This window comes from Hydrogenophaga sp. ZJX-1, assembly GCF_048590325.1.
Classification (GTDB): domain Bacteria; phylum Pseudomonadota; class Gammaproteobacteria; order Burkholderiales; family Burkholderiaceae_C; genus Hydrogenophaga.
Window position 1 is genome coordinate 70,949 of sequence record NZ_JBMBRA010000008.1, and the last position, 22,118, is coordinate 93,066.

Annotated in this window: 22 protein-coding genes; 14 read left to right on the top strand and 8 right to left on the bottom strand. The window is 68.5% G+C overall.

Going from position 1 to position 22,118, the window contains the following annotated elements:
• Positions 1-99: 99 nt before the first annotated feature.
• The 4 genes from ACN5W5_RS20325 to flgA form a co-directional block, all read right to left on the bottom strand.
• Positions 100-1,197 (bottom strand): enolase C-terminal domain-like protein, encoded by a 1,098-nt coding sequence (locus ACN5W5_RS20325; RefSeq protein ID WP_420050268.1) that lies wholly within the window; start codon positions 1,195-1,197, stop codon positions 100-102.
• A 279-nt stretch (positions 1,198-1,476) separates the two neighbouring features.
• Positions 1,477-1,845, bottom strand: coding sequence for a hypothetical protein (locus ACN5W5_RS20330; protein WP_420050269.1), 369 nt, complete (start codon positions 1,843-1,845; stop codon positions 1,477-1,479).
• A 23-nt stretch (positions 1,846-1,868) separates the two neighbouring features.
• A complete protein-coding gene (gene flgM, locus ACN5W5_RS20335; RefSeq protein ID WP_420050270.1) occupies positions 1,869-2,216 on the bottom strand; it encodes a flagellar biosynthesis anti-sigma factor FlgM in 348 nt (115 codons plus the stop codon).
• Between the two features lie 123 nt (positions 2,217-2,339).
• The gene (gene flgA / locus ACN5W5_RS20340) at positions 2,340-3,122 is read right to left on the bottom strand and encodes a flagellar basal body P-ring formation chaperone FlgA (RefSeq protein WP_420050271.1); all 783 of its coding nucleotides are present in this window, start codon (positions 3,120-3,122) and stop codon (positions 2,340-2,342) included.
• 236 nt (positions 3,123-3,358) lie between these two features.
• Here flgA and flgB point away from each other — a divergent pair, with 236 nt between their 5' ends.
• The 14 genes from flgB to ACN5W5_RS20410 all read left to right on the top strand — a co-directional run bounded on the left by flgB (position 3,359) and on the right by ACN5W5_RS20410 (position 16,458).
• Positions 3,359-3,772, top strand: coding sequence for a flagellar basal body rod protein FlgB (gene flgB, locus ACN5W5_RS20345; protein WP_177133080.1), 414 nt, complete (start codon positions 3,359-3,361; stop codon positions 3,770-3,772).
• 10 nt (positions 3,773-3,782) lie between these two features.
• Positions 3,783-4,187 (top strand): flagellar basal body rod protein FlgC, encoded by a 405-nt coding sequence (gene flgC, locus ACN5W5_RS20350; protein WP_177133078.1) that lies wholly within the window; start codon positions 3,783-3,785, stop codon positions 4,185-4,187.
• A gap of 14 nt (positions 4,188-4,201) precedes the next feature.
• On the top strand, positions 4,202-4,867 hold the full coding sequence (locus ACN5W5_RS20355) for a flagellar hook assembly protein FlgD (protein ID WP_420050272.1): 666 nt from the start codon (positions 4,202-4,204) through the stop codon (positions 4,865-4,867).
• A gap of 40 nt (positions 4,868-4,907) precedes the next feature.
• Positions 4,908-6,122, top strand: a complete 1,215-nt coding sequence (gene flgE / locus ACN5W5_RS20360; RefSeq protein WP_420050273.1) for a flagellar hook protein FlgE — start codon at positions 4,908-4,910, stop codon at positions 6,120-6,122.
• Positions 6,123-6,156: 34 nt separating this feature from the next.
• Positions 6,157-6,897: a flagellar basal-body rod protein FlgF gene (gene flgF / locus ACN5W5_RS20365; RefSeq protein WP_420050274.1), complete on the top strand. Its 741-nt coding sequence runs from the start codon at positions 6,157-6,159 to the stop codon at positions 6,895-6,897.
• A 26-nt stretch (positions 6,898-6,923) separates the two neighbouring features.
• Complete coding sequence (flgG, locus tag ACN5W5_RS20370; protein ID WP_177133070.1) at positions 6,924-7,706, top strand: flagellar basal-body rod protein FlgG; 783 nt, start codon at positions 6,924-6,926, stop codon at positions 7,704-7,706.
• 140 nt (positions 7,707-7,846) lie between these two features.
• The gene (locus ACN5W5_RS20375; protein ID WP_420050275.1) at positions 7,847-8,539 is read left to right on the top strand and encodes a flagellar basal body L-ring protein FlgH; all 693 of its coding nucleotides are present in this window, start codon (positions 7,847-7,849) and stop codon (positions 8,537-8,539) included.
• A 116-nt stretch (positions 8,540-8,655) separates the two neighbouring features.
• A complete protein-coding gene (locus ACN5W5_RS20380) occupies positions 8,656-9,759 on the top strand; it encodes a flagellar basal body P-ring protein FlgI (RefSeq protein WP_420050405.1) in 1,104 nt (367 codons plus the stop codon).
• Between the two features lie 112 nt (positions 9,760-9,871).
• The gene (gene flgJ / locus ACN5W5_RS20385; RefSeq protein ID WP_420050276.1) at positions 9,872-10,753 is read left to right on the top strand and encodes a flagellar assembly peptidoglycan hydrolase FlgJ; all 882 of its coding nucleotides are present in this window, start codon (positions 9,872-9,874) and stop codon (positions 10,751-10,753) included.
• Between the two features lie 36 nt (positions 10,754-10,789).
• Positions 10,790-12,703 (top strand): flagellar hook-associated protein FlgK, encoded by a 1,914-nt coding sequence (gene flgK, locus ACN5W5_RS20390; protein WP_420050277.1) that lies wholly within the window; start codon positions 10,790-10,792, stop codon positions 12,701-12,703.
• A 26-nt stretch (positions 12,704-12,729) separates the two neighbouring features.
• On the top strand, positions 12,730-13,950 hold the full coding sequence (gene flgL / locus ACN5W5_RS20395; RefSeq protein WP_420050278.1) for a flagellar hook-associated protein FlgL: 1,221 nt from the start codon (positions 12,730-12,732) through the stop codon (positions 13,948-13,950).
• A 3-nt stretch (positions 13,951-13,953) separates the two neighbouring features.
• Positions 13,954-15,207: an HDOD domain-containing protein gene (locus ACN5W5_RS20400; protein ID WP_420050279.1), complete on the top strand. Its 1,254-nt coding sequence runs from the start codon at positions 13,954-13,956 to the stop codon at positions 15,205-15,207.
• Between the two features lie 41 nt (positions 15,208-15,248).
• The gene (queC, locus tag ACN5W5_RS20405) at positions 15,249-15,998 is read left to right on the top strand and encodes a 7-cyano-7-deazaguanine synthase QueC (RefSeq protein WP_420050280.1); all 750 of its coding nucleotides are present in this window, start codon (positions 15,249-15,251) and stop codon (positions 15,996-15,998) included.
• A 46-nt stretch (positions 15,999-16,044) separates the two neighbouring features.
• Complete coding sequence (locus ACN5W5_RS20410) at positions 16,045-16,458, top strand: nuclear transport factor 2 family protein (RefSeq protein ID WP_420050281.1); 414 nt, start codon at positions 16,045-16,047, stop codon at positions 16,456-16,458.
• Between the two features lie 53 nt (positions 16,459-16,511).
• Here the strand turns inward: ACN5W5_RS20410 and ACN5W5_RS20415 are convergent, their stop codons facing one another.
• From ACN5W5_RS20415 to gspF, 4 genes are all read right to left on the bottom strand, one after another.
• Positions 16,512-17,726, bottom strand: coding sequence for an MFS transporter (locus ACN5W5_RS20415; protein WP_420050406.1), 1,215 nt, complete (start codon positions 17,724-17,726; stop codon positions 16,512-16,514).
• Positions 17,727-17,959: 233 nt separating this feature from the next.
• Positions 17,960-19,756 (bottom strand): ABC transporter ATP-binding protein/permease, encoded by a 1,797-nt coding sequence (locus ACN5W5_RS20420; protein WP_420050282.1) that lies wholly within the window; start codon positions 19,754-19,756, stop codon positions 17,960-17,962.
• A 4-nt stretch (positions 19,757-19,760) separates the two neighbouring features.
• A complete protein-coding gene (locus ACN5W5_RS20425; RefSeq protein ID WP_420050283.1) occupies positions 19,761-20,657 on the bottom strand; it encodes a 5'-nucleotidase in 897 nt (298 codons plus the stop codon).
• Between the two features lie 169 nt (positions 20,658-20,826).
• Entirely contained in the window at positions 20,827-22,056 is a 1,230-nt protein-coding gene (gspF, locus tag ACN5W5_RS20430; RefSeq protein WP_420050284.1) for a type II secretion system inner membrane protein GspF, read from the bottom strand.
• Between the last annotated feature and the right edge of the window lie 62 nt (positions 22,057-22,118).

The following is a 22,118-nucleotide window of genomic DNA, read 5'->3' on the forward strand; positions in this document are numbered from 1 at the left end:
CCCTGAACACATCGCCCTGAAGACGGTTGTTCGGACGATTGCCCCATGAACAGGCCCTGATCGGCGCGCCCGCCCCGGGCGGCACGATCACCGGCTGAATCAATCCACCAGGTACTGCGCCACGGCGTCCTCGTCCCATTCGATGCCCGTGCCCGGCCGGTCGGACACCACGGCCTGGCCGAGTTCGATGCGCAGCGGCGACCGCAGCACCGGATTGGCCCAGTCCACGTACTCCAGCCAGTGGGCGGTGGGTGTGGCGGCCAGCAGGTGGGCACTGACTTCGGGAAACAGGTGGCTCGACAGCGGCATGCCGGCTGCCTCGGCCAGGGCCGCGGCGCGTTGCCAGCCCGAGACACCGCCGATCTTCATGGCATCGGGCATGCCCAGGTCCGATGCACCGGCCGCCAGCGATTTGGCCATGTCGTGCGTGCCCCACCAGTTCTCGCCCATCTGCACCGGAATGCGGGTCTGGCTGCGGATCTGCGCGTGGCCGCTGAAATCGTCGGCCAGCGTCGGCTCTTCCACCCAGTGCAGGTCTTCGTCCTGCAGCGCGTCGGTGCGCCGCACCGCCTCGGCCACCGACAGGATCTGGTTGTAGTCGGCCATCAGGGCCACGCGCTCGCCGATGGCGCGCCGCACCGCCCAGACCACTTCCACGTCGGTCCGCGCCTCGACATAGCCCAGCCGGACCTTGATGGCCTCAAACCCGTGGACCAGCAGGTGCTCGGCTTCGACGGGGGCATCGTGGCTGCCGATCATGCCCAGCCCGCAGCTGTTGTAGGCCGGTACACGGTCGCGGTCGGCGCCGAGCAGCCGGGCCAGCGGCAGGCCCTGGGCCCGCGCCTGCGCGTCCCAGGCCGCCATGTCGATGCCCGCCAGTGCCATGCCCGTCACCCCCTTGAGCCCGAGCAGGCGGAACATTCCCTGCAGCTTGCGCTCCAGCGCCAGCGGGGCCACCGGGTCGCCCTGGATCAGGGGCGACAGGTTCTCCAGCAGCTGCACCACCGGCTTGAGCACCAGCGGCGTGTAGCAGAACAGGTAGGTGTGCCCGGTGACGCCCTGTTCGGTGAGCAGGTCGATCAGGGCCAGCGGCGCGATCTGGATCGTGCCGCTGCTGGTGCGCAGCGGCAGTGGCATGGGCACATGAACCGCGCGCACGCGCAGTTCACGGATGGTCAGCAAGGCGGTGGTGTCCACGGGCATCTCCTGCGGCGGGAGCGGCGCGATGGCCGGACTTCGGAGTTGCACGTTAAATCCGGCCGAACGGCGGGTCAAGTGCCAGGGCGGCGGGGGGTCCGGCGCGCAGGCACAAAAAAACCGGCCAGGGCCGGTTCGTTTTGGTTTTCCATGGCACCCGAGTGCCACCTGCAACGCATCAGGCAACGCCCCCCAGAGGCACCGCCGGGCCGGCTTTGCCGGACGGCCAGTGCCGCCCCCTTGAGGGGGTCGCGCGAAGCGCGGCGGGGGTGTTTCAGCTCAGGCGGAGAGATAGCCCCGACCGGCGCCACCGATGGAGGAGGCCGGGCCGGCGAGGCGGTTGTAGGTGGAGGGCTGGGCCTGCTGCGGCAGCAGGCTGTTGAGTGCGCGCTGGCTTTGCGCACCCGCGCGCAGCACGGTCTGGCGCAGCTGCCCAAAGCGCTGCGCGGCCTGCAGCATGTCGATGCGCAGGCTGCTGCCGGGCACGGCGAATTCGGCGGTCTTCGGGGCCTTCTGCAACACCGTCTGGACCTGGGCGCTGGCCTTCTCCACACCGTCGGGATCGCTGTCGAGCAAAGCCCGTTCCAGACGGTCCAGCCCGGTCTGCAGCGAGGCGATCCAGGGGTGGGTGTCGGGGGCTTGGCTCATGGCGGTGGTCTGGTGAGGGGTGATCAGGCGCGGTTGCCGCTGGCGCCGCTGAGCATTTCAGCCGCGTTGGACAACATTTTGTCAGCAATCGCTTCGGCGTTGACCTGGAAGCTCCCGTTGGCGATGGCCGCTTTCATGGACTCGACCTTTTCGGCGTTGAACACCTCGTTGCCGCTCGCGGTGGCGCTCTGCATCGCCGACACGGTCGACGACGACAGCGTGACGGTCACGCCCGCATTCGCCTGCGGCTTGGCCGTCGCCCCGGCAGCGGCCGCACCCTGGGCGCCAGCCGACGGGTTGTCGGCCGTCTTCTGCGGCCCCCCGGCGACGGAACCAATGTAGGAATCCGGTGATGATGATTCGACTTTCATTTCACTCTCCAAACCTCGAATTCGAGGCGTTGTGGAATGACTATCGGCACAAAAGAGGGCGTACTTAAGGTCTTTTTTGCTGAATAGATCACGAAAACTGCTGACAAAGCGGTACTGGCGGGCTCAAAGCCGGACCTCCACCAGCGGTCCATCGCGCACCGTCCCGGTGACCACGCGACCGCCGTTGAGCCTGACGCGGACCGTCTGGCCCACGACGCCCACCCCCATGGCCTCGCCGCTGACCACCACCTGAAAGCCAGTGCCTTCGCTTTTTACCTTGACCTGAGCGCCCCGGTCAAATGCCGGCACCGGGCGCACCATGTTCTCGCGCAGGGTCTGCCCCGGGTTCAGCGCAAAGGCCGCCTGCTGGCCGATCCAGCTCTCGGGCGTGGCCAGCACGCTGGCCGACTGCTCGGCCCAGTCCATTTCGGCCAGTTCGGCGTCTTCTTGAACCAGGGCGGTGCCGGCGGGCACCGGGCGCCTGAGCACCCAGGCCGGGCCCCAGGCCTTGATGGTGACGGGCACAAACACGTTCCAGCGCACCTGGCCTTCGAGGCAGCGCAGGCCGATGCGGCTGCGCCCCCAGAGGCGGGTGCCCGGGGGCAGATAGGGTTCGATGCGCGGGCAGGGGCTCAGGCGCAGGCGCGAGTCGAGCGCGCCCATGACCACCTCGGGCCGCAGCACGCCGCCGGCGTTTTCAGTGAGGGCGTTGGCCAGGGCCGGTTCGACATAGTCGCGCGCCATCTGCGCGAGCAGGGCGCGGTCGTCGGCGCTGGTGGCCGGTGCCACGGCGAACTGCGCCCGGGCCGGCCCGCTCAGGCCGGCGAGCAGCAGCCCGGCGGCGAGCCACCCGGCGGCGCTGGCTCGGGCGGATCGCAGAAAACAGAAAGAAGTGTGCTTGTTCATCGGGAAGACCTCTGCAGGCGGTCCGGCTGCTGCCGGCGCAAAGGCGGACGGGGGTGCCCAGCCCATGCCTGCTGTGAGCCACTTTAGGCCGGCCCGGCAACCATCAAAGCGGCGAAATGCCCGACTAAGTGGCGTTTGTTCCGGCCATTGCAGGGGCTCAAGTTTTCCCATACTTGCGTTCATGTCGGTGCAAGCCTGCGCTTTTGCCGCCCCCTCAACCCTGTCTGGAGAACGCCATGCTTGAACAGATGACCGCAGGACTGAACTTCCAGTCCAACGCGCTCCTGCTGCGCTCGCAGCGCCAGCAGGTGATCGCCAGCAACATCGCCAACGCCGACACGCCCGGCTTTGTGGCCCGCGATTTTGACTTCGCCGCCGCGCTCAAGGACGCTGCGGGCCTGCAGGATCCGTCGGGTCTGCGCTCGGCGCCGGACCGCACCCACGCGCAGCACCTGCGCCTGGGTTCCACCGATCCGCGCAGCCCGGACATGGCCTACACCGTGCAGACCCAGCCCAGCCAGGACGGCAACTCGGTCGACCTGGATCGTGAGCGCGCCAACTTCGTCGACAACAGCATCCGCTACGAGTCCACGCTGCGTTTCATCAATTCGCATGTGAAAACCATGTTGAGCGCCATCACTGGTCAATAAGGAGCTTGTCATGTCCATGTTTGCCATCTTCGGTGTCTCGGGCAGCGCGATCAGTTCGCAGTCGCAGCGTCTCAACGTCGTGGCCAGCAACCTGGCCAACGCCGATGCCGTGGCCGGACCGGACGGCCAGAGCTACAAGGCGCGCCAGGTGCTGTTCCAGACCGTGCCCATGGGTGGTCCGGGCAACGCGGGCGTGAAGGTGCAGGACATCCAGGAAAGCGACGCGCCCGGGCGCCGCGTGCACAACCCCAGCCACCCCAGCGCCGACGCCGAGGGCTACGTCACCCATTCCAACGTCAATCCGGTGGAGGAGATGGTCAACATGATGTCGGCCTCGCGCTCCTACCAGAACAACGTCGAAGTCATGAACACGGCGAAATCGCTGCTGCTCAAAACGCTCCAGATGGGGCAGTGAAAGGCCTTTGAACCATGCTCACGTCAGCCCTCGATCTCAGCAACCTCGGCACCACCGTGGGCAGCACCACGGCGGTCAACAGCAACAACGCCTCCGATCCCCAGGCCTCGCAGGACCGTTTCCTCAAGCTGCTGGTCGCGCAGATCAACAACCAGGATCCGCTCAACCCGATGGACAACGCGCAGATGACGACCCAGATGGCGCAGATCAACACGGTCAGCGGCATCCAGGAACTCAACGCCACGCTCAAGGGCATGGCCGAGCAGTCGGCCGCACTCGGCTCCCTGCAGGGTGCCGCGCTGATCGGCCGTCAGGCACTGGTCGAGGGCGATGCGCTGGCCTTTGACGGCAGCACCGGCAAGGGCGCCTTCAACCTCGCGGCCGATGCCGGCTCGGTGGAAGTGGACGTGATGGGCAGCACCGGCCAGGTGCTGGACACGATCAAGCTCGGCGCCAAGGGCGCGGGCCAGCACAGCTTCAGCTGGGACGCCGGCAGCATCGACCCGGCCACCGTGTCGCGCTTTGTCGTGCGCCCGGTCTCCACCGGCGGCGAGGCGGTGGCCAACACGGCGCTGTCCCCCCAGCGCATCGATTCGGTCAGCTTCGCCAACGGGGCGATCTCGCTGCAACTGGCCAACGGTCGAGCCGTGGCCTACGACCAGGCCCGCGGCTTCATGTGAGCACGGCTCTTTCTTCATCCCACTTTTCAAGGACATCACCATGGCTTTCCAGCAAGGTCTCTCCGGTCTGAACACCGCCAGCCGCAACCTGGACGTGATCGGCCACAACATCGCCAACGCCAACACCGTGGGCATGAAGGCCTCCCGCGCCGAGTTCGCCGAGCTCTACGCCAGCTCCATCAACGCCTCGGGCGGCGTCAACTCCGGCATCGGCGTGACCGTGGCCACCGTGTCGCAGATGTTCACCCAGGGCAACATCAGCGTCACCGGCAACGACATGGACGTCGCCATCAACGGCAACGGCTTCTTCGAGCTCGCCATGCCCGATGGCTCCATGGCCTATTCCCGCGCCGGCATGTTCAAGCTGGACCGCGAGGGCGCCATCATCACCAACACGGGCGGCCAGCTCATGGGCTACCCCACCGACGCCGCGGGCGTGCGCCAGGGCTTCGATTCCGTGCCGCTGACCCTGCCCACGGGCGGTCCGATCCCGGCCAAGCAGACCACCGCGATCGCGGCCGAATTCAACCTGGACGCCAGCGCACCCATCGCCGCCACGGTCGTGCCGCCCACGCCGCTGGGCACCTACGCCACCTCGCTCAACGCGTTTGACGCCCAGGGCCTGGAGATCCCGGTCGGCCTGGTGTTCGACAAGATCGGCAACAACCAGTGGAACGTCTACACCAGCGTCAACAACGCCGACCCGGCCCTTTCGGTCCCGTTCGCCATCACCTTCCTGGCCGACGGCTCGCTCGACCCGGCCACCGTGATCCCTCAACTGCAACTGGCTTCGCCCAACGACCCGGCCCTGACCTTCAACGTGGACCTGGACTTTGGCGCGGCCACGCAGTTCGGCGCCGACTTCTCGGTCTCCGACCTGACGCAGGACGGCTACCGCCCGGGTGAGCTCACCAGCCTGGGCATCGACGAGTCGGGCGTGATCATGGCGCGTTATTCCAACGGCCAGTCGCAGGCCGCGGGCCAGATCTCGCTGGTGAACTTCCGCAACGTGCAGGGCCTCGTGCCCACCGGCGGCGGCAACTGGGCCACGACCTACGAATCGGGCGAGCCGGTGCGCGGCGCGCCGGGCGAAGGCAAGCTCGGTGCCCTGCGCTCGGGCGCGCTGGAAGACTCCAACATCGACCTCACGGGCGAGCTGGTCAACATGATGACCGCGCAGCGCGCCTACCAGGCGAACGCGCAGACCATCAAGACGCAGGACCAGGTGCTGAGTACCCTGCTCAACATGCGTTGATGAACGCTGAGCGCGACGCGAACAGGAGTCTCCCATGGACCGCATGATCTACACCGCCATGACCGGCGCCAACGCGGCGCAGCAGCGCCAGCAGGTGCTGGCCAACAACCTGGCCAATGCGTCCACGCCGGGCTTTCGCGCCGAGCTCGCCACCTTCCGCGCCGTGCCGGTGCGCGGCGACGGCTCCACCACGCGCGTCTTCGCGCTCGAAGCCACCGCCGGTCACCTGGACACCCCCGGTCCGATCAACCCGACCGGGCGCAGCCTCGACGTCGCCGCCAAGGGCGACGCCTATTTCGCGGTGCAGGGCCTGGACGGCACCGAGGCCTACACCCGCGCCGGTGCCTTTGAAGTCAACGCCGATGGCACGCTCGTCAGTGCCCAGGGCCTGCCCGTGCTCAGCGACGGCGGCGCGCCCATCGTCGTGCCGGCCAACGCGCAGATCGACATCGGCGCCGACGGCAGTGTCAATGCCCGCGTGGGCGACCAGCCGGCGCAGGCCCTGGGCAAGCTCAAGCTCGTCACATCCGATGGCGAGAACCGCCTCAGGCGCAGCGAAGACGGTCTGTTCCGCGGCACGCAGGGTGAGCCGCTGCCCACCAACGCACAGGCCCGCGTGCAGAGCGGTGCGCTCGAAGGCAGCAACGTGAACCCCATCGAGGCCATGGTCGGCATGATCGCCGTCTCGCGCCAGTTCGAGCTGCAGATGCGCATGATCCAGAACGGCGAAGCCAACGACAAGACCGCCAGCCAGCTGCTGAGCCTGAACGGTTAACCACCCCATTTCACGCGGAGATCACCATGATCAATTCCCTCTGGATTTCCAAGACCGGCATGCAGGCCCAGCAGACGCAGCTGGACGTGATCTCCAACAACATGGCCAACGTGTCCACGAACGGCTTCAAGCGCGCCAGCGCCGTGTTCGAGGACCTGATGTACCAGAACCTGCGCCAGGTCGGCGCCGCCGACACCGAGCAGAACAACCTGCCCACCGGCCTGCAGATCGGCCTGGGCGTGCGTACCGTGGCGACCTCGCGTTCGTTCACGCAGGGCAGCCTGCAGCAGTCGGGCAACCAGCTCGACCTGGCCATCAACGGCAGCGGTTTCATCCAGGTGGCCCTGCCCGACGGCACCACCGGCTACACCCGCGACGGCAGCCTGCAGGTGGACGCCCAGGGCCGGCTCGTCACCGCCAGCGGCCTGCCCGTGGCCGGTGACATCACCATTCCCGCCGAAGCCCAGAGCGTCACCGTCGGCAACGACGGCGTGGTCACGGTCAAGCTGCCGGGCAATGCCCAGCCGCAGCAGGTGGGCAACATCGAACTCGCAAGCTTCGTGAACCCGGCCGGCCTGGAGCCGCGCGGCGGCAACCTCTACACCGAGACCGTGGCCTCGGGCAATCCGGTCAACGGCGCGCCCGGCTCAGCGGGTCTGGGCACGCTGATGCAGGGCTATGTCGAGACCTCCAACGTCAACGTGGTGCAGGAGCTGGTGACCATGATCCAGACCCAGCGCGCCTACGAGATGAATTCCAAGGCGATCCAGACCTCCGACCAGATGCTGCAACGCCTCGGCCAGTTATGACCCGCCCCCGTTGCTTGCTCGCTGCGCGTAGCCGCATCCCCCCTCAAGGGGGCGATCCTGGCGGCCCGGCGAAGCCGGTTCCGCGGGATCCCTGGTCGAAAACCCTTCGCGCCCCCGCAACGCTGCATCGAAAGACCATCATGATCCGCGCTTTCCTGTTCCAACTCGCCCGTCCGCTGGCCTGCCTGGGCGTTGTGATCCCCCTCACCGCCTGCATGACCAAGCCGGTCGAGGTGGTGCCGGCCGGTCCCATCAACTACCCGGCCGTTGCGGTCGCTACGCCCACCAACGGCAGCCTGTTCCAGACCGCGCGCTACCGCCCCGCGTTTGAAGACCCGCGTGCGCGCTGGCCCGGTGACACCCTGACGGTCCAGATCACCGAGAAGATCAGCGCCAGCCAGTCGTCTTCCGCCTCGATCGACCGCAGCGGCAGCGCCTCGGGCGGCGTCTCGGCCCTGCCGGGCATCGTGGCCAAGGAGCTCACGCGCGACCGCAACTTCAACCTCGGCGGTGAGTCCGAAAACAACTTTGCCGGCAAGGGCGACAACGAAAACGCGAACGACTTCTCGGGCGTGATCACGGTCACCGTGCAGCAGGTGCTGCCCAACGGCCACCTGCTGGTGGCGGGCGAGAAACAGATCGGCGTCAACAACAACGTCGACGTGCTGCGTTTCTCCGGCACGGTCGATCCGCGCCACGTGCGGCCCGGCAACGTGGTCGCGTCCACGCAGGTGGCGAACGCGCGCATCGAGTCCAAAGGGCGCGGTGCGGTCAGCGAAGCGCTCTCAATTGGCTGGTTGTCGCGGTTCTTTTTGAACGTTTTCCCGTTCTGATGCGGCCTAGCATCAGGGTCATGAAGTCCCAGTACCCGGTGAACCCCATGCACCCGCCGTCCCACCACACCCGCACGGTTGCCCGCACCGGCCGCATGGCCTGGCTGCGCCAGCTGATGGTCTGGAGCAGCCTGCTGCTGGCGGGCCTGGCCTGGCTCGGCTGGCCACAGGACGCGCACGCGATCCGCATCAAGGAAATCGCCGCGGTGCAGGGCGTGCGCACCAACCAGCTCACCGGTTTCGGCCTGGTCGTCGGTCTCGACGGCACGGGCGACCAGACCACCCAGATGCCCTACACCTCGCAGGGCATGAGCAACTACCTGCAGCAGCTCGGCCTGAACCTGCCAGCCGATGCCAAGGTGCAACTCAAGAACGTGGCGGCGGTGCTCGTGACCGCGCAACTGCCGGCGTTCGCCCAGCCGGGCCAGATGATCGACGTCACGGTGTCCTCCATGGGCAACGCCAAATCGCTGCGCGGTGGCACCCTCATCACCACGCCGCTCAAGGGCGCCGATGGCGAGATCTACGCGCTGGCCCAGGGCAACCTGCTGGTCGGTGGCGCGGGTGCTTCGGCCGGCGGCAGCAAGGTGCAGATCAACCACCTGAGCGCCGGGCGCATCCCCAGCGGGGCGCAGGTCGAGCGCAGCGTGCCGACCGCTTTCGCCCTTGGTGACACCATCGACCTCGGCCTGAATTCGTCCGATTTCCTGACTGCGAGCCGGGTGGCCGAGGCGGTCAATGCCAAGATGGGTGCCGGCACCGCCAGCGCCGTGGACGGTCGCGTGGTGCGCCTGCGCGCGCCGGCCAACCCCGACGCCCGCGTGAACTTCCTGGCCGAGGTGGAAGAGCTCCAGCTCGAAGCCACGATCCCGGCCGCGCGCGTCATCATCAACACCCGCACCGGTTCCATCGTCATGAACCAGGCGGTCACGCTCGGCTCCTGTGCCGTGGCGCACGGCAACCTTTCGGTCACCATCAGCTCCACGCCGGTGATCAGCCAGCCCAACCCGCTGTCCAGGGGCGAGACCGTGGTGGCCGAAAAAGCCGACATCAAGATCAGCCAGGACAGCGGCGCCATCATCCAGATGGACGCAGCGCCGCAGCTGTCGGATCTGGTGCGCATGCTCAACGGCCTGGGCGCCACGCCGCAGGACCTGCTCGCCATTCTCCAGGCGATCAAGGCCGCCGGCGCGATGAACGCCGAGCTCGAGGTGATATGACCCACCCCCGCCTCGCTCCGCTCGTCCCCCTCAAGGGGGCAATGCCTGCGGCCCGGCAAAGCCGGTTCCGCGGCATTCTGGGCTCAGACACTTCGCTCGGGAGGAACCGGTCGTGAACACCCCTGGTCTGTCCAACCAACGCCTGGCCAGCGACCCCGGGTCGCTCAACGCGCTGAAGTTCAGCGCGGGGCAGGAAGGCGACAAGGGCAAGGCCGCGCTGAAGGAAACCGCGAAGCAGTTCGAGGCGCTGTTCATGCGCGAACTGATCAAGAGCATGCGCGAGGCGACCATGAAGTCCGGCCTGCTCGAAGGCGAGGGCGGCAACCTGGGCAACGACCTGCTCGACCAGCAGTTCGCCGTGCAGCTCTCGGGCATGCCCGGCGGTCTGTCGGGCGCCATCGAGCGCCAGCTCAGCCGCCAGATGGCGCCTGCCGACCCGGCCGCCGCCGATGCCGCGAAGGCCGCACCGGTGGCGAACGCCGCCCCCATGGCCAGCACCGTGTCGCGCGCCTCGGGCGGTACGCGGCAGGCCGGCTTCGTGGACCAGCACAGCCAGGCCGCGGCCCAGGTGGCGCGCGAGTCCGGCATTCCGGCGAGCTACATGATCGGCCAGGCCGGCCACGAAACCGGCTGGGGCAAGAGCGAGATCCGCCACCGGGACGGCTCGCCGTCGTTCAACCTCTTCGGCATCAAGGCCACGTCCGCCTGGAAGGGCAAGGTCGCCGAGATCACGACCACCGAATACGTCAACGGCACACCGCGCAAGACGGTGGCGAAATTCCGCGCCTACGACTCCTACGCCGATTCGTTCCGCGACTACGCGCGCCTGATCACCAAGAGCCCGCGCTACGACCAGGTGATGGACCAGGTCGGTTCGGTGCAGGGTTTTGCGAGCGGCCTGCAGAAAGCCGGCTACGCCACCGACCCGCAGTACGCGGCCAAGCTCAGCCGGGCCATCAACATGACCCTGAGCCTGCAACGGGCGCAGACATGACCACCCCGCTGCCAGCCCACTTCGTGAGTCACTGACATGTCCTCCGCCCTCAACATCGGTGCCAACGCGCTGTCCACTAACCTGGCGGCGCTGCAGGTCATTGGCCACAACATCGCCAACGCCAACACGGCCGGCTACTCGCGCCAGACGGTCAATACCCAGACCGCCGGCTACCAGCAGCTCGGCGGCAACTATTTCGGCAAGGGCGTCGAGCTGGGCACCGTCTCGCGCTCGCACGACGCCTACCTCACGCGCGAAGCGCAACTGGCCACTTCGGTGGCCGCGGCCGACACCGAGCGCCTGGCCAAGCTCACCAAGCTCGAATCGCTGTTTCCCACCGGTGCGAGCGGGCTCGGTGCGGCCATGAACGACATGCTCAACGCCTGGGCGGACGTGGCCTCCGCGCCCACCAACCAGTCGGCCCGCGTGGTGGTGATCGCGCGCGCCGACGAGCTGGCCGCCCGCCTGCGCGACACCGCCGGCCAGATGGACGCGCTGGCCTATGGCGCGCAGCAGCAGGTGGAAAGCTCGGTGACGGCGGTCAACCGCCTGGCGCAGGACATCGCCACCATCAACCAGCGCATCATCGACACGGGGAGCTCGCGCGGCGAGCCCAACGACCTGCTCGACCAGCGCGACGCCCTGCTCAGCGAACTCAACCAGTACGTGCAGACCAGCACCGTGGCGGCCGACGATGGCAGCGTCAGCGTGTTCGTGGCCGGCAGCCAGCCGCTGGTGCTGGGCCGCCAGGCCAACGCCCTGGTCGCCACGCGCGACACCACCGACAACTCGCAGCTGCGTGTCTCGTTCGTGCAGGGCGGCGTGACGCGCGAGCTGCCCCAGACCGCGCTCGGCGGCCAGATCGGCGGCGACCTGGAATTCCTGAACGAAGACCTGCCAGAGATGCAGAACCTGCTCGGGCGCATGGCGCTGGCGCTCAACACCGAGATCAACACCCAGCACAACCTGGGCGTGGACCAGCTGGGCAATCCGGGTGGCGACTTCTTCGTGCCCGCGCCAGATGTCGCCGGCCTGCCCGCCGCCAGCAACACCGGCACGGCGCAGATCCACAGCGAGGTCAGCGACCCGACCGCGCTGATGGCGTCGGACTACCGCGTCCGGTTCGAGGCCGGCGGGGTCAGCATCCAGCGCCTGTCGGATGGCGTGAGCACCTCGTTCGCCAGCCTGCCCGCGGATCTGGACGGCCTGAGCTTTCAGCTCGACGCCGGCGCCAGCGCCGTGGGCGACAGTTTCCTGGTGCGCCCCTACGTGAACGTGGCGCGCGCCATGACCCTGGCCATCGGTTCGCCCGACAGCCTGGCCGCGGCCAGCCCGGTGGCCGTGACGCCCGGCACCGACAACGCCGGCGGCATGAGCATCGAGAGCCTGTACGCCACCGACCCCTCGGCCAACCTCACCGACCCGGTGAACATCACTTTTCTGGCCGACGGCAGCTTCACCGCCACCGGCCTGGGCCCGGGCAACCCGGCGCCCGACAACGTCGGCCCGCCCGCGAGCTACAACTACACGCCGGGCCAGCCGATCCAGCTCAACGGCTGGAGCCTCACGCTGCGCGGCAGCCCGAGCGCGGGCGACAGCTTCGACATCGCCGCCGCCCCCGCCGGCAGCACCCAGCAGAACGCCGGCAACGCCAAGGCCGTGCTGGCGCTGCGCGACCAGGCCACCTTCGAAGGCGTGGCGCTGGCCGACGGCTACAACAGCGTCCTGTCCCACCTCGGCACCCAGGTGCAGGGGGCCAAGTTTTCGGCCAGTTTTTCCGGCCAGCTGGCCACCAGCACCGAGACCGCGCGCGCCGCGGTCTCGGGCGTCAACCTCGACGAAGAGGCGGCGCGGCTGCTGCAGTTCCAGCAGGCCTACCAGGCCTCGGCCAAGTTCCTGCAGATCGCGCAGAGCACGTTCGACACGCTGCTGCAGACCGTGGGCCGCTGAGTGAACGCACCCGAAGGAACCCCGCCATGAGAGTCGCCACCGCCAACAGCTACGACAACACGATCGCCGCCCTGAACAAGCGCCAGGCCGACCTGACCACCCTGCAGGAACACATCTCCACCGGCAAGCGGGTGCAGCGCGCCAGCGACGACCCGGTGGCCGCCGTGCTCTCCGAAGCCGCGCAGAACCGCCTGTCGCGGGCTGAGGCGGACAAACGTTCCCTCGAAGCCTCGCGCACCAGCCTGACCCAGGCCGAGAGCGCGCTCGGCGATGCCGGCGAGCTGATCCAGGACGTGCGCGACTTGCTGGTGGCGGCCGGCAACGGCGGCTACGGCGGCAACGAATACAAAGACCTGGCGCAGCAGATCGAGGGCCTGCGCGAGCGCCTGCTCGGCGTGGTCAACCAGAAGGACAGCTTCGGCCGCACCCTCTTTGGCGGCCTGGGCGGCTCGTCCACGCCCTTTGTCGAGCTCTACGGCCCCAGCGGCGCCGGGGTGGTGCGCTTCGACGGCCAGCGCGGCCAGGAAGCCACCGGCATCAACAGCCTGCCGCAGACGCTGGACGGCAACGCCATCTGGATGCGCGTGCCCGAAGGCAACGGCACTTTCCGCCTCGACCTGCCGGCTGGCAACACCGGCAGCGTGCGCACCGACATGGGCCAGGTCACCAACCCGAGCGCGCTCACCGGAAACGACTACAGCATCGGCTTTGCCCAGGTGGCCGGCGTGATGCAGTACACCGTGACCAACACCACCACCGGCACGCCGGTGGCCGGCCAGGTCGGCGTGCCCTACATGTCGGGCAGCTCCATCGAGTTCGACGGCATGTCCTTCCAGATGCTGGGCCAGCCCGCCAGCGGCGACACCGTGGAGCTGCTCCCGGTGACGGCGCCGACCGATCTGTTCCAGGTGATGCAGAACGCGGTGGACGCGCTGCGCGGCGCCAGCACCGGCCAGTCCGCCCAGCTCACGCAGACCATCGGCCGCTCGCTCACCGAGCTCGACGCCGGGCACGACCGCGTGCTGCTGGCACGCGCCCAGGCCGGCGAATGGCTCAACCGCGGCGAAGCGGTCGACGGCCTGCTGTCCGACCGCATGGTGGACCACGAGAGCGAAAAATCGCGCCTCGAAGACCTGGACATGATCAAGGGCATTTCGGACTTCCAGAACCAGCAGACCGGGCTGCAGGCCGCGCTGCAGTCGTATGCGCAGGTGCAGCGCCTCTCGCTGTTCCAGTACATCGGGTGATGCATGCTCCACCACCACACGGTTCTTGACAGCGTCGCGCTGACCTACCAGCCGGTGTGGAACCGCCGCCGCCAGCTCGCGGCCGTGCGCTTGAACGTGCTGACCGTGCACCACGAGTCGGTGGACGCCCAGCACCTGATGCAGAACCTGGGCGGCGACTGGCCCGCCGCCGCGCCGCTGCTGATCCTCTCGTTCGCCTCGGCCGCGCTGCTGGAGCAGGCCCTCAACACCGAGCCGGTGCACCACACCTGGATCGAGGTGCCGGGCGCCTGGTTCACCACACCCGAGGGCATGGCCCGGCTGGCCGTCGCCATCCGCCGAGGCCACCAGTTGCTGCGCCACGCGCCGCTGGCCGATGTGCGCCGCGAAGTGATCGCGCCGCTCGATGTGCGCAGCCTGCTGTGCCCCAGCGCCGAAGAAGCGTTGGAGGCCCTGCGTTCCCGGCCGCTGGACGGCGCGTCTCCGGTGGTTCGGCGCAGCCCGATCGTGCCCGGCCAGTTGTACGAAGGCGTCTGCAGCCACGCGCTGGCCACCCACTGCCTCGACGAGGCCGAGGCCTGGGGGCTGGCGGGCTGGCCCGAAGACGACGTGCTCCACACCTGGCGCCACCAGCCCATGGCCTGTGACGCCAGCGTGATCGCCCAGATCCGTCAGGCCATCGACCGCGACAGCTCGCTCGACCAGATCGAGCGCTTCGTGCGCCAGGACCCCGTGCTCGCCTACCGGCTGCTGCTGCTGGTCAACTCCGCCGCCTATGGCCTGAAGCACGAAATCGACTCCCTGCGCCACGCGATCATGATGCTCGGCTTCACCGCCCTGGGCACCTGGCTCTCGACCCAGCTCCCGGGCAGCGACACCGATGCCGCACTGCACCCGATCCGTTATGCCCAGGTCATGCGGGCCCGCCTGGCCCAGCACCTGCTGGACCCGAGTTCTGAAGAAAACCTGCGCGCCGAGGTCTACCTTGCGGCCCTGTTCGCCCAGCTCGACCGCCTGGAACAACAACCGCTGGACGATTTGCTCAACAAGCTGCCGCTCTCGGGCCGCATCTACGATGCCCTGCTGCGCCAGGACGGTCCTTACCACCCGCTGCTCGACATCGCCCGCGCGCAGGGCGAATTCGATCGCCCGCACCAGTTGCCGGCCATCTGCGAACAGCACGACATGGGTCTGGAGGTCGTCAACCGTGGCCTCATCCGCATGCTCGCCACCAGCCGCGACCACGGCGGCGCACCGGAGCCGGCGCACCGGGCCTGAAGGGCCGGCGCGGCGTCAAAGGGCGCGCTACCATCGCGCGCATGAACCCGTCGCCGACCTCAGCCCCCCACCACACCAGCGCGCTCGTCCTCTTTTCGGGCGGGCAAGACTCCACCACCTGCCTTGCCCACGCCCTCGCGCGCTACCCCCGCGTCGAAACCATCGGTTTCGACTACGGCCAGCGCCACAGCGTGGAGCTGCAGGCGCGCCTGGTGGTGCTGCGCGAACTGCGCGAGCGCTTCCCCGCCTGGAGCGAGCGCCTGGGCGAAGACCACATGCTCGACCTCGCCGTGCTCGGCAAGGTCAGCGAAACCTCGCTCACGCGCGACATGGCCTTCCGCATGGAAGAAAGCGGCCTGCCCAACACCTTCGTGCCCGGGCGCAACCTGCTGTTCCTCACACTCGCCGCCGCGCTCGCCTACCGCCGCGGCATCCAGGTCATCGTCACCGGCGTCTGCGAGACCGACTTCAGCGGCTACCCCGACTGCCGCGACGACACCATGAAAGCCCTGCAGGTGGCGCTCTCCCTCGGCATGGACCACCGCTTCCTCATCGACACCCCGCTGATGTGGATCGACAAGGCCGCCACCTGGCGCATGGCCGAAGAACTCGGCGATGCGACGGGCGTGGCCGGTGGCGGGAAAGCCATGATCGACCTCATCGTCGAACACACCCACACCTGCTACCTCGGCGACCGCGAGCACCGGCAGGCCTGGGGTTACGGGTGCGGGAGCTGCCCGGCTTGCGAGTTGCGGGCTCGGGGCTGGGCAGGGTATGCAGGGATGGAATGAGCCGGCGAGTGAACAGTAGCGCAACCCACTTGAAAGAGGATCGATCATGGCCACCACGATTCCCGAACCCACGACCGATGTCCTGCAGGCCTTCGCCGATGCCTGGAATCGCCACGACATCGATGCTCTCATGGCGTTCATGACCGACGATTGTGTTTTTGAATCGTCGGCAGGGCCCGACGTCTGCGGCACCCGCTACGCCGGCCCTGAAGCCGTTCGTGCGGGATTTTCAGAGGTCTGGACGACCTTTCCCGATGCCCACTGGGGGCATGCGCGTCACTTTGTTCAGGGGGAGCGCGGCGTCTCGGAGTGGACCTTCACAGGGACGCGGGCTGATGGCAGCCGCGTGGAAGTGCACGGGTGTGACCTGTTCACCTTTCGGGACGGCAAGATCGCCTTGAAGAATTCCTATCGCAAGAACCGCTCACCGGCCAGCGCCGGGGCGAATCCGCCACGCTGAAGTCGCCCGGCGAGCTGGAGATATCAACCGGAGTCCGTGCACCCGAACCCGTTTCAGGCCGGGTCGCTGGCTGGCGGTGTCACCCGCACCGGCCCCTGGTGTCCCACAGCCGGGCGCGAGCGCGCATCCACCACCGCCCAGGCGAACACGCCCAGCCCGGCCAGCGCCAGCAGCGCGCCCACCCAGCCGGTGGACGTCCAGCCCAGGCCGGCGCTGATGGCCACGCCACCGAGCCAGGCGCCGAGCGCGTTGGCCATGTTGAACGCCGAGTGGTTGAGCGCCGCGGCGAGCACCTGCGCTTCACCCGCCACGTCCATCAACCGGATCTGCAGCGCCGGACCGATGGCGACCACGGTGCCGATGAGGAAGATGTTGATGGCGCCGGCCACCACGTGGTGCGCGGTGAAGACAAAGGCCACCAGCACCACGACGGACCACACCAGCATGCCGCCCACGGTGGGCATGAGCGCACGGTCGGCCAGGCGCGAGCCGAGCACGTTGCCGATCACCATGCCGAGGCCGAACAGGGCGAGCACCACCGGCACGCCGGCCAGCGGCAGGCCGGCCACTTCGATCATGGTGGGCTTCACATAGCTGAACACCGCAAACAGGCCACCGAAGCCGATGGCGCCGATGCCGAGCGTGAGCCACACCTGTTTGTTGCGCAGCGCATCGAGCTCGCGCAGCGGGCTGGCGTCGGCGGGTGCCGCGATGGCGGGTACCTCGCGGTGGATCATGCCCGCGGCCAGCAGGGCGATGCCGCCCACCAGCACGAAGGCGGCGCGCCAGCCGAACAGCTGGCCCAGCCAGGCCGCCAGCGGCACGCCGAGCAGGGTGGCGAGCGTGAGACCCGTCATCACCAGGCCGACGGCACGCGCCCGCTGGCCCGGCGCGGCGAGCCCGGCCGCCACCAGCGCGGCCACGCCGAAGTAGGTGCCGTGCGGCATGCCGGCGATGAAACGCAGCGCGTTGAGGCTGGCGTAGCCCGGTGCGGCGGCGCTGGCGAAGTTGCCCAGCGCGAACACCAGCATCAGCGCCACCAGCAGGGCGCGGCGGCCCCAGGTGGCGGCGAGCACGGCGAGCACCGGCGCGCCGATCACCACGCCGAGCGCGTAGGCGCTGATGACGTGGCCGGCCTGCGGGATGGTGACGCCAATGTCCAGCGCCACCTCGGGCAACAGGCCCATGATGACGAACTCGCCGGTGCCGATGGCGAAGCTGCCGAGACCCAAGGCGAGCATGGCGCGGCCGGGGTGCGCCGCGGGGATGGCGGGGGAGGTCGAGCCAAGCTCGGAAACTGAGGGACTGGACACGGGCGGCGGGTGGGAAAGGGCTGGGCCACGCAGGCGACCCGGTGCGGAAGTGGGAGCGGGGGCAGGGAGCGCTCAGGCTGTGTGCGCGAGCGCGAACCCGCGATCGTGCCACCGCTGGCGAAACCGGGTGCAGAACCTTGGTAGAAACCCTTGGTTTTGCACGTTCATGCGCAGTGCCCGCAGGGCGCTCAGGATGCCACGAGCTGGTAGCGCGGCGGTTCGTCCGGCCCGCGGCTGTCCGCCTCGGGCTCCAGCGTCCAGAGCCGCTGGTGGAAGGCGGCCACGGTGGGCCGGTGGGCAATGGACACCATGGCGCCGTTCTCTTTCGCCACCATGGCGTTCAGGCGTTCGTACAGCGTGCGTTCGGCGGTCTCGTCCAGCGCGCTGCTGGCTTCGTCCACAAACAGCCAGCGCGGTTTTTTCAGCAGCGCGCGCGCAATCGCCAGGCGCTGCTGCTCACCGCCCGAAAGCTTCTGGCCCCAGGTGTCTTCGCGGTCGAGTTCGTCGGCCAGGTGCGGCAGCAGCGCGTCGCGCAGCGCCTGCTGCAGCGCGGCGTCGGTGTACTGCCCGGCCAGCGCCGGGTAGGCCAGCGCGTGGCGCAGCGCGCCGTTGGGGAAGTAGGGTCGCTGCGGCAGGAACATCACGCGCGCATCGAAGTCGGCCGGCCGGCGCACGCGGCTCTTCGCCCAGGGCCAGATGCCCGCGAGCGCGCGGAAGAGGGTGGACTTGCCGCTGCCCGAGGGGCCTTTGATGATCAGCGTGTCGCCCGCGGCCACCTGCAGGCCGGCCAGCGCCAGCAGCTCGCGGCCATCCGGCAGGCCGAGCTGCAGGCTGTCGATGGCCAGTGCATCGGGTGCGCCGGTGGTGGTGTCGGTTGCGGCGGCGGCCACCGCGGTCTGCAGTTGCTGGAAGCTGGCCTCGAAGCTGGTCAGGCGGTCGGTGGTGGCGCGCCAGGCGGCCAGGCTGTCGTAGTTGTCGACGAACCACGAGAGCGAGTCCTGCACGCGGCCGAAGGCCGACGAAATCTGCATCAGCTCGCCAAGCTGGATGGCGCCGCTGAAGAAGCGCGGCGCGGCCACGATGAATGGGAACACCACGGCGGCCTGGCCGTAGCCGCTGGTGAACCAGATCAGGCGCTTCTGCATGCGGATCAGGTTCAGGTAGTTGGCCAGCACGGCGCTGAAGCGGCCGCCGACCTGTTCGCGTTCCACCGGCTCGCCGCGGTCGAGCGCGATGGACTCGCTGTATTCGCGCACGCGCACCATGTGGTGGCGGAAGTCGGCTTCGACACGCTGCTGGCGGAAGTTGAGTGCGATCAGCGGGCGGCCCAGGTAGTGCGCGATCACGCTGCCCGCCGCCGCGTAGAGCACCGCCATCCAGACCATGAAGCCGGGGATGGTGTAGGCGCTGCCGTTGTACGAGAACGCGAAGCTGCCCGAGAGCGTCCACAGGATGCCGACGAAACTCGCCAGGGTGACCACCGCGTTGAGCAGCCCCATGGAGAGGCTCACGGTGTAGGTGGTGAACTGGTTGATGTCCTCGGAAATCCGCTGGTCCGGGTTGTCGGGAATCGCGTCCTCGGCCTTCGAGAAGCGCGCGAGCTCCAGGTGGTAGAAGGCCTTGTTGGCGAGCCAGCGGTCGAGGTAGTGCGCCGTCATCCAGGCGCGCCATTTCAGCTCCAGCAACTGGGTGAGGTAGAAGCGGTAGACCGCGATGATGATGAAGCCGAACGCGAGGTAGGTGAAGCGCCCCAGCTCGCGCCAGAACACGGCGGCGTCCTTGTTCTGCAGCGCGTCGTAGAACACGCGGTTCCACTCGTTGATGAGCACCAGCATGTAGACCGCGCCCAGGTTGAGCGCCACGATGGCCGCCAGCAGACCCCGCGCTTTCCATTTCTCTTCCGACTGGAAGTAGGGCAGGGTGAGCGCGCCGACCTTGGCGGCGAACTGGCGGAAGCTCTGGAGTTTGGACATGGGTTCGGTCATGGAGTCATCCGTTCGAGATGCCGCTGGCCACATGCCCGGCCGGCACGTGCATCGCCGCCGACTCGATGTGGCCGGTCTGGTCGTCGAAGAAGAAGTCGGGTTCGAACTCGCGCAGGAACTCGCCCTTGGGCAGGCCACCGAGGAACATGGCCTCGTCCACTTCGATGTTCCAGTCCATCAGCGTGCGGATGGCGCGTTCGTGCGCGGGGGCGCTGCGCGCGGTGACCAGCGCGGTGCGGATGTGCATGGCGCTGGTGCCCTCGGCCTGCAGGCGGTGCAGGGCTTCGAGCAGCGGCTTGAACGGACCACCCGCGAGCGGCTGGCCAGCGTGGCTGGCTTCATGTGCCTGGAAAGCCGAGAGGCCTTCGGCCTGGTAGACGCGTTCGGCCTCGTCGGAGAACAGCACGGCGTCGCCGTCGAAGGCGATGCGCACCTCGTGCGGGTGCGCGTCGCTGGCGTGCACCGACAGCGGGTACACCTGCGCGGCGGGCACGCCGGCGTCGAGCGCGGCGCGCACGTCGGCCAGGTGGGTGCTGAGGAACAGGTTGGCGCGCAGCGGCCGCAGGTAGCGCCAGGGCGGCTGGCCGCGCGTGAAGCTGCCGCGCTGGATCGGCAGGCCGTAGTGCTGTGCCGAGCGGAACACCCGCATGCCCGAGACCGGGTCGTTGCGCGAAAGGATCACCACTTCCACCCGCTGCGTGCTGACATCGTTGAACGCCAGCAGCTTCCGCACCAGCGAAAACGCCACACCCGGCTGGGCAGGCACCTCCAGCCGGTCCAGCTGCAGCTTCATGTAAGCCCGGTCGTCACCGGTCTCGAAGAGGTGGTTTTCTTCTTCGAAGTCGAACAGCGCACGCGATGAAATCGCGACAACGAGCTGACCGTCAAGCGTTACAGGCATGGGGAAAGATCTCCGCGAACAAAACCATCAGAAGCCGGAAGCGTAGCCGAACAGCGAAGAGGGACGACAAGAGAGGGGAAGCCCACCGGAAACGCGGCGGAACCGGCTTTGCCGGGCCGCGCGCGTTGCCCCCTGGGGGGTGACGCGCCCTTGGGCGCGGCGCGGGGAGTCAGCGGACCAGTTGGTTGAGCTGAATGATCGGCATCAGCACCGCCAGCACGATCAGCATCACCACCGCGCCCATGCCCACGATCAGCAGCGGCTCCAGGATGGTGGCGAGGTGCATGGCGCGGCGCTGCACCTCGGCGCCGAGTTGCTTGGCGGCCCGGCCAAGCATGGCCGGCAGCTGGCCGGTCTGCTCACCCATGCGCGCAAACATCGCCAGCAGCGGCGGAAAACGCTTCTTGCTGGCCATGGCCGATGCCAGCGGAGCGCCTTCGCGCACCAGCACCAGGGCGTCCAGCGCATCGGCGCGCATGGCCTGGTTGCTCAGGGTTTCGGCGGCGGTCTGCAGCGCACGCAGAATGGGCACGCCTGCGGCCGCCAGCATGGCCAAGGTGGCGGCGAAGCGCGCCGCGTTGTAGCCGCGCGCGAGCTTGCCCACCAGCGGCAGGCGCAGCCAGGCGGCGTCCATGACCAGGCGCATCGCCGGCTGGCGCCGTGCCACCACCAGCCCGCCCGCAGCAGCGATCAACACGCCCAGCATCAGCCAGCCGTAACTGCGCACGAAGTCGCTGAGGGCCAGCATCATCACGGTGAGGACGGGCAGGGCGCGCTTGCTGCTGGCAAAGACGCCAGCCACCTGCGGCACCACATAGCTGACCAGAAACACCACGATGACGATCGCCACGATGGTGACGATGGCCGGGTAAAGCGAGGCGGCGATGAGCTTGTTCTTGAGCGCTTCGCGTTCTTCCAGGTCATCGGCCAGGCGTTCGAGCACGGTGCCGAGTTGGCCGCTTTGTTCGCCCGCGGCGATCACGCCGCAGTAGATCTCGGAGAACTCGCGCGGGTGTTGGGCGAGCGCGCGGGCAAAGGGTGAACCGCCGTTGACCTCGGAGCGCAGCGAAGCCACGAGACGCTGCTGGTCTTCTTCCTCGGCCTCTTCGGCCAGTGCGGACAGGGCACGTTCCAGCGGCAGCCCGGCCGAGACCAGACCGGCGAGCTGGCGCGTCCAGATGGCGAGGCGGGTGGCGTTGAAGATCCGCCCGCCCCAGAGCGTGATGTTGAGTCCGCTGCCCGCGGCCGATCCCTGGGCACTGACCGCGGGCTCGACCAGCAGCGGCACCAGGGCGCGCGCACGCAACAGGCCGCGCGCAGCACGGGCCGTGTCGGCGTCGATCAGGCCTTTTTGCGTGGCGCCCTGGGCGTCCAGGGCCTCGAAGGAATAGGCGGGCATGCGGTGATGTTAGCGTGGCCTGTGCGCCACCCGGCCACGACCACCCGCGCTGCGTCGCCTTG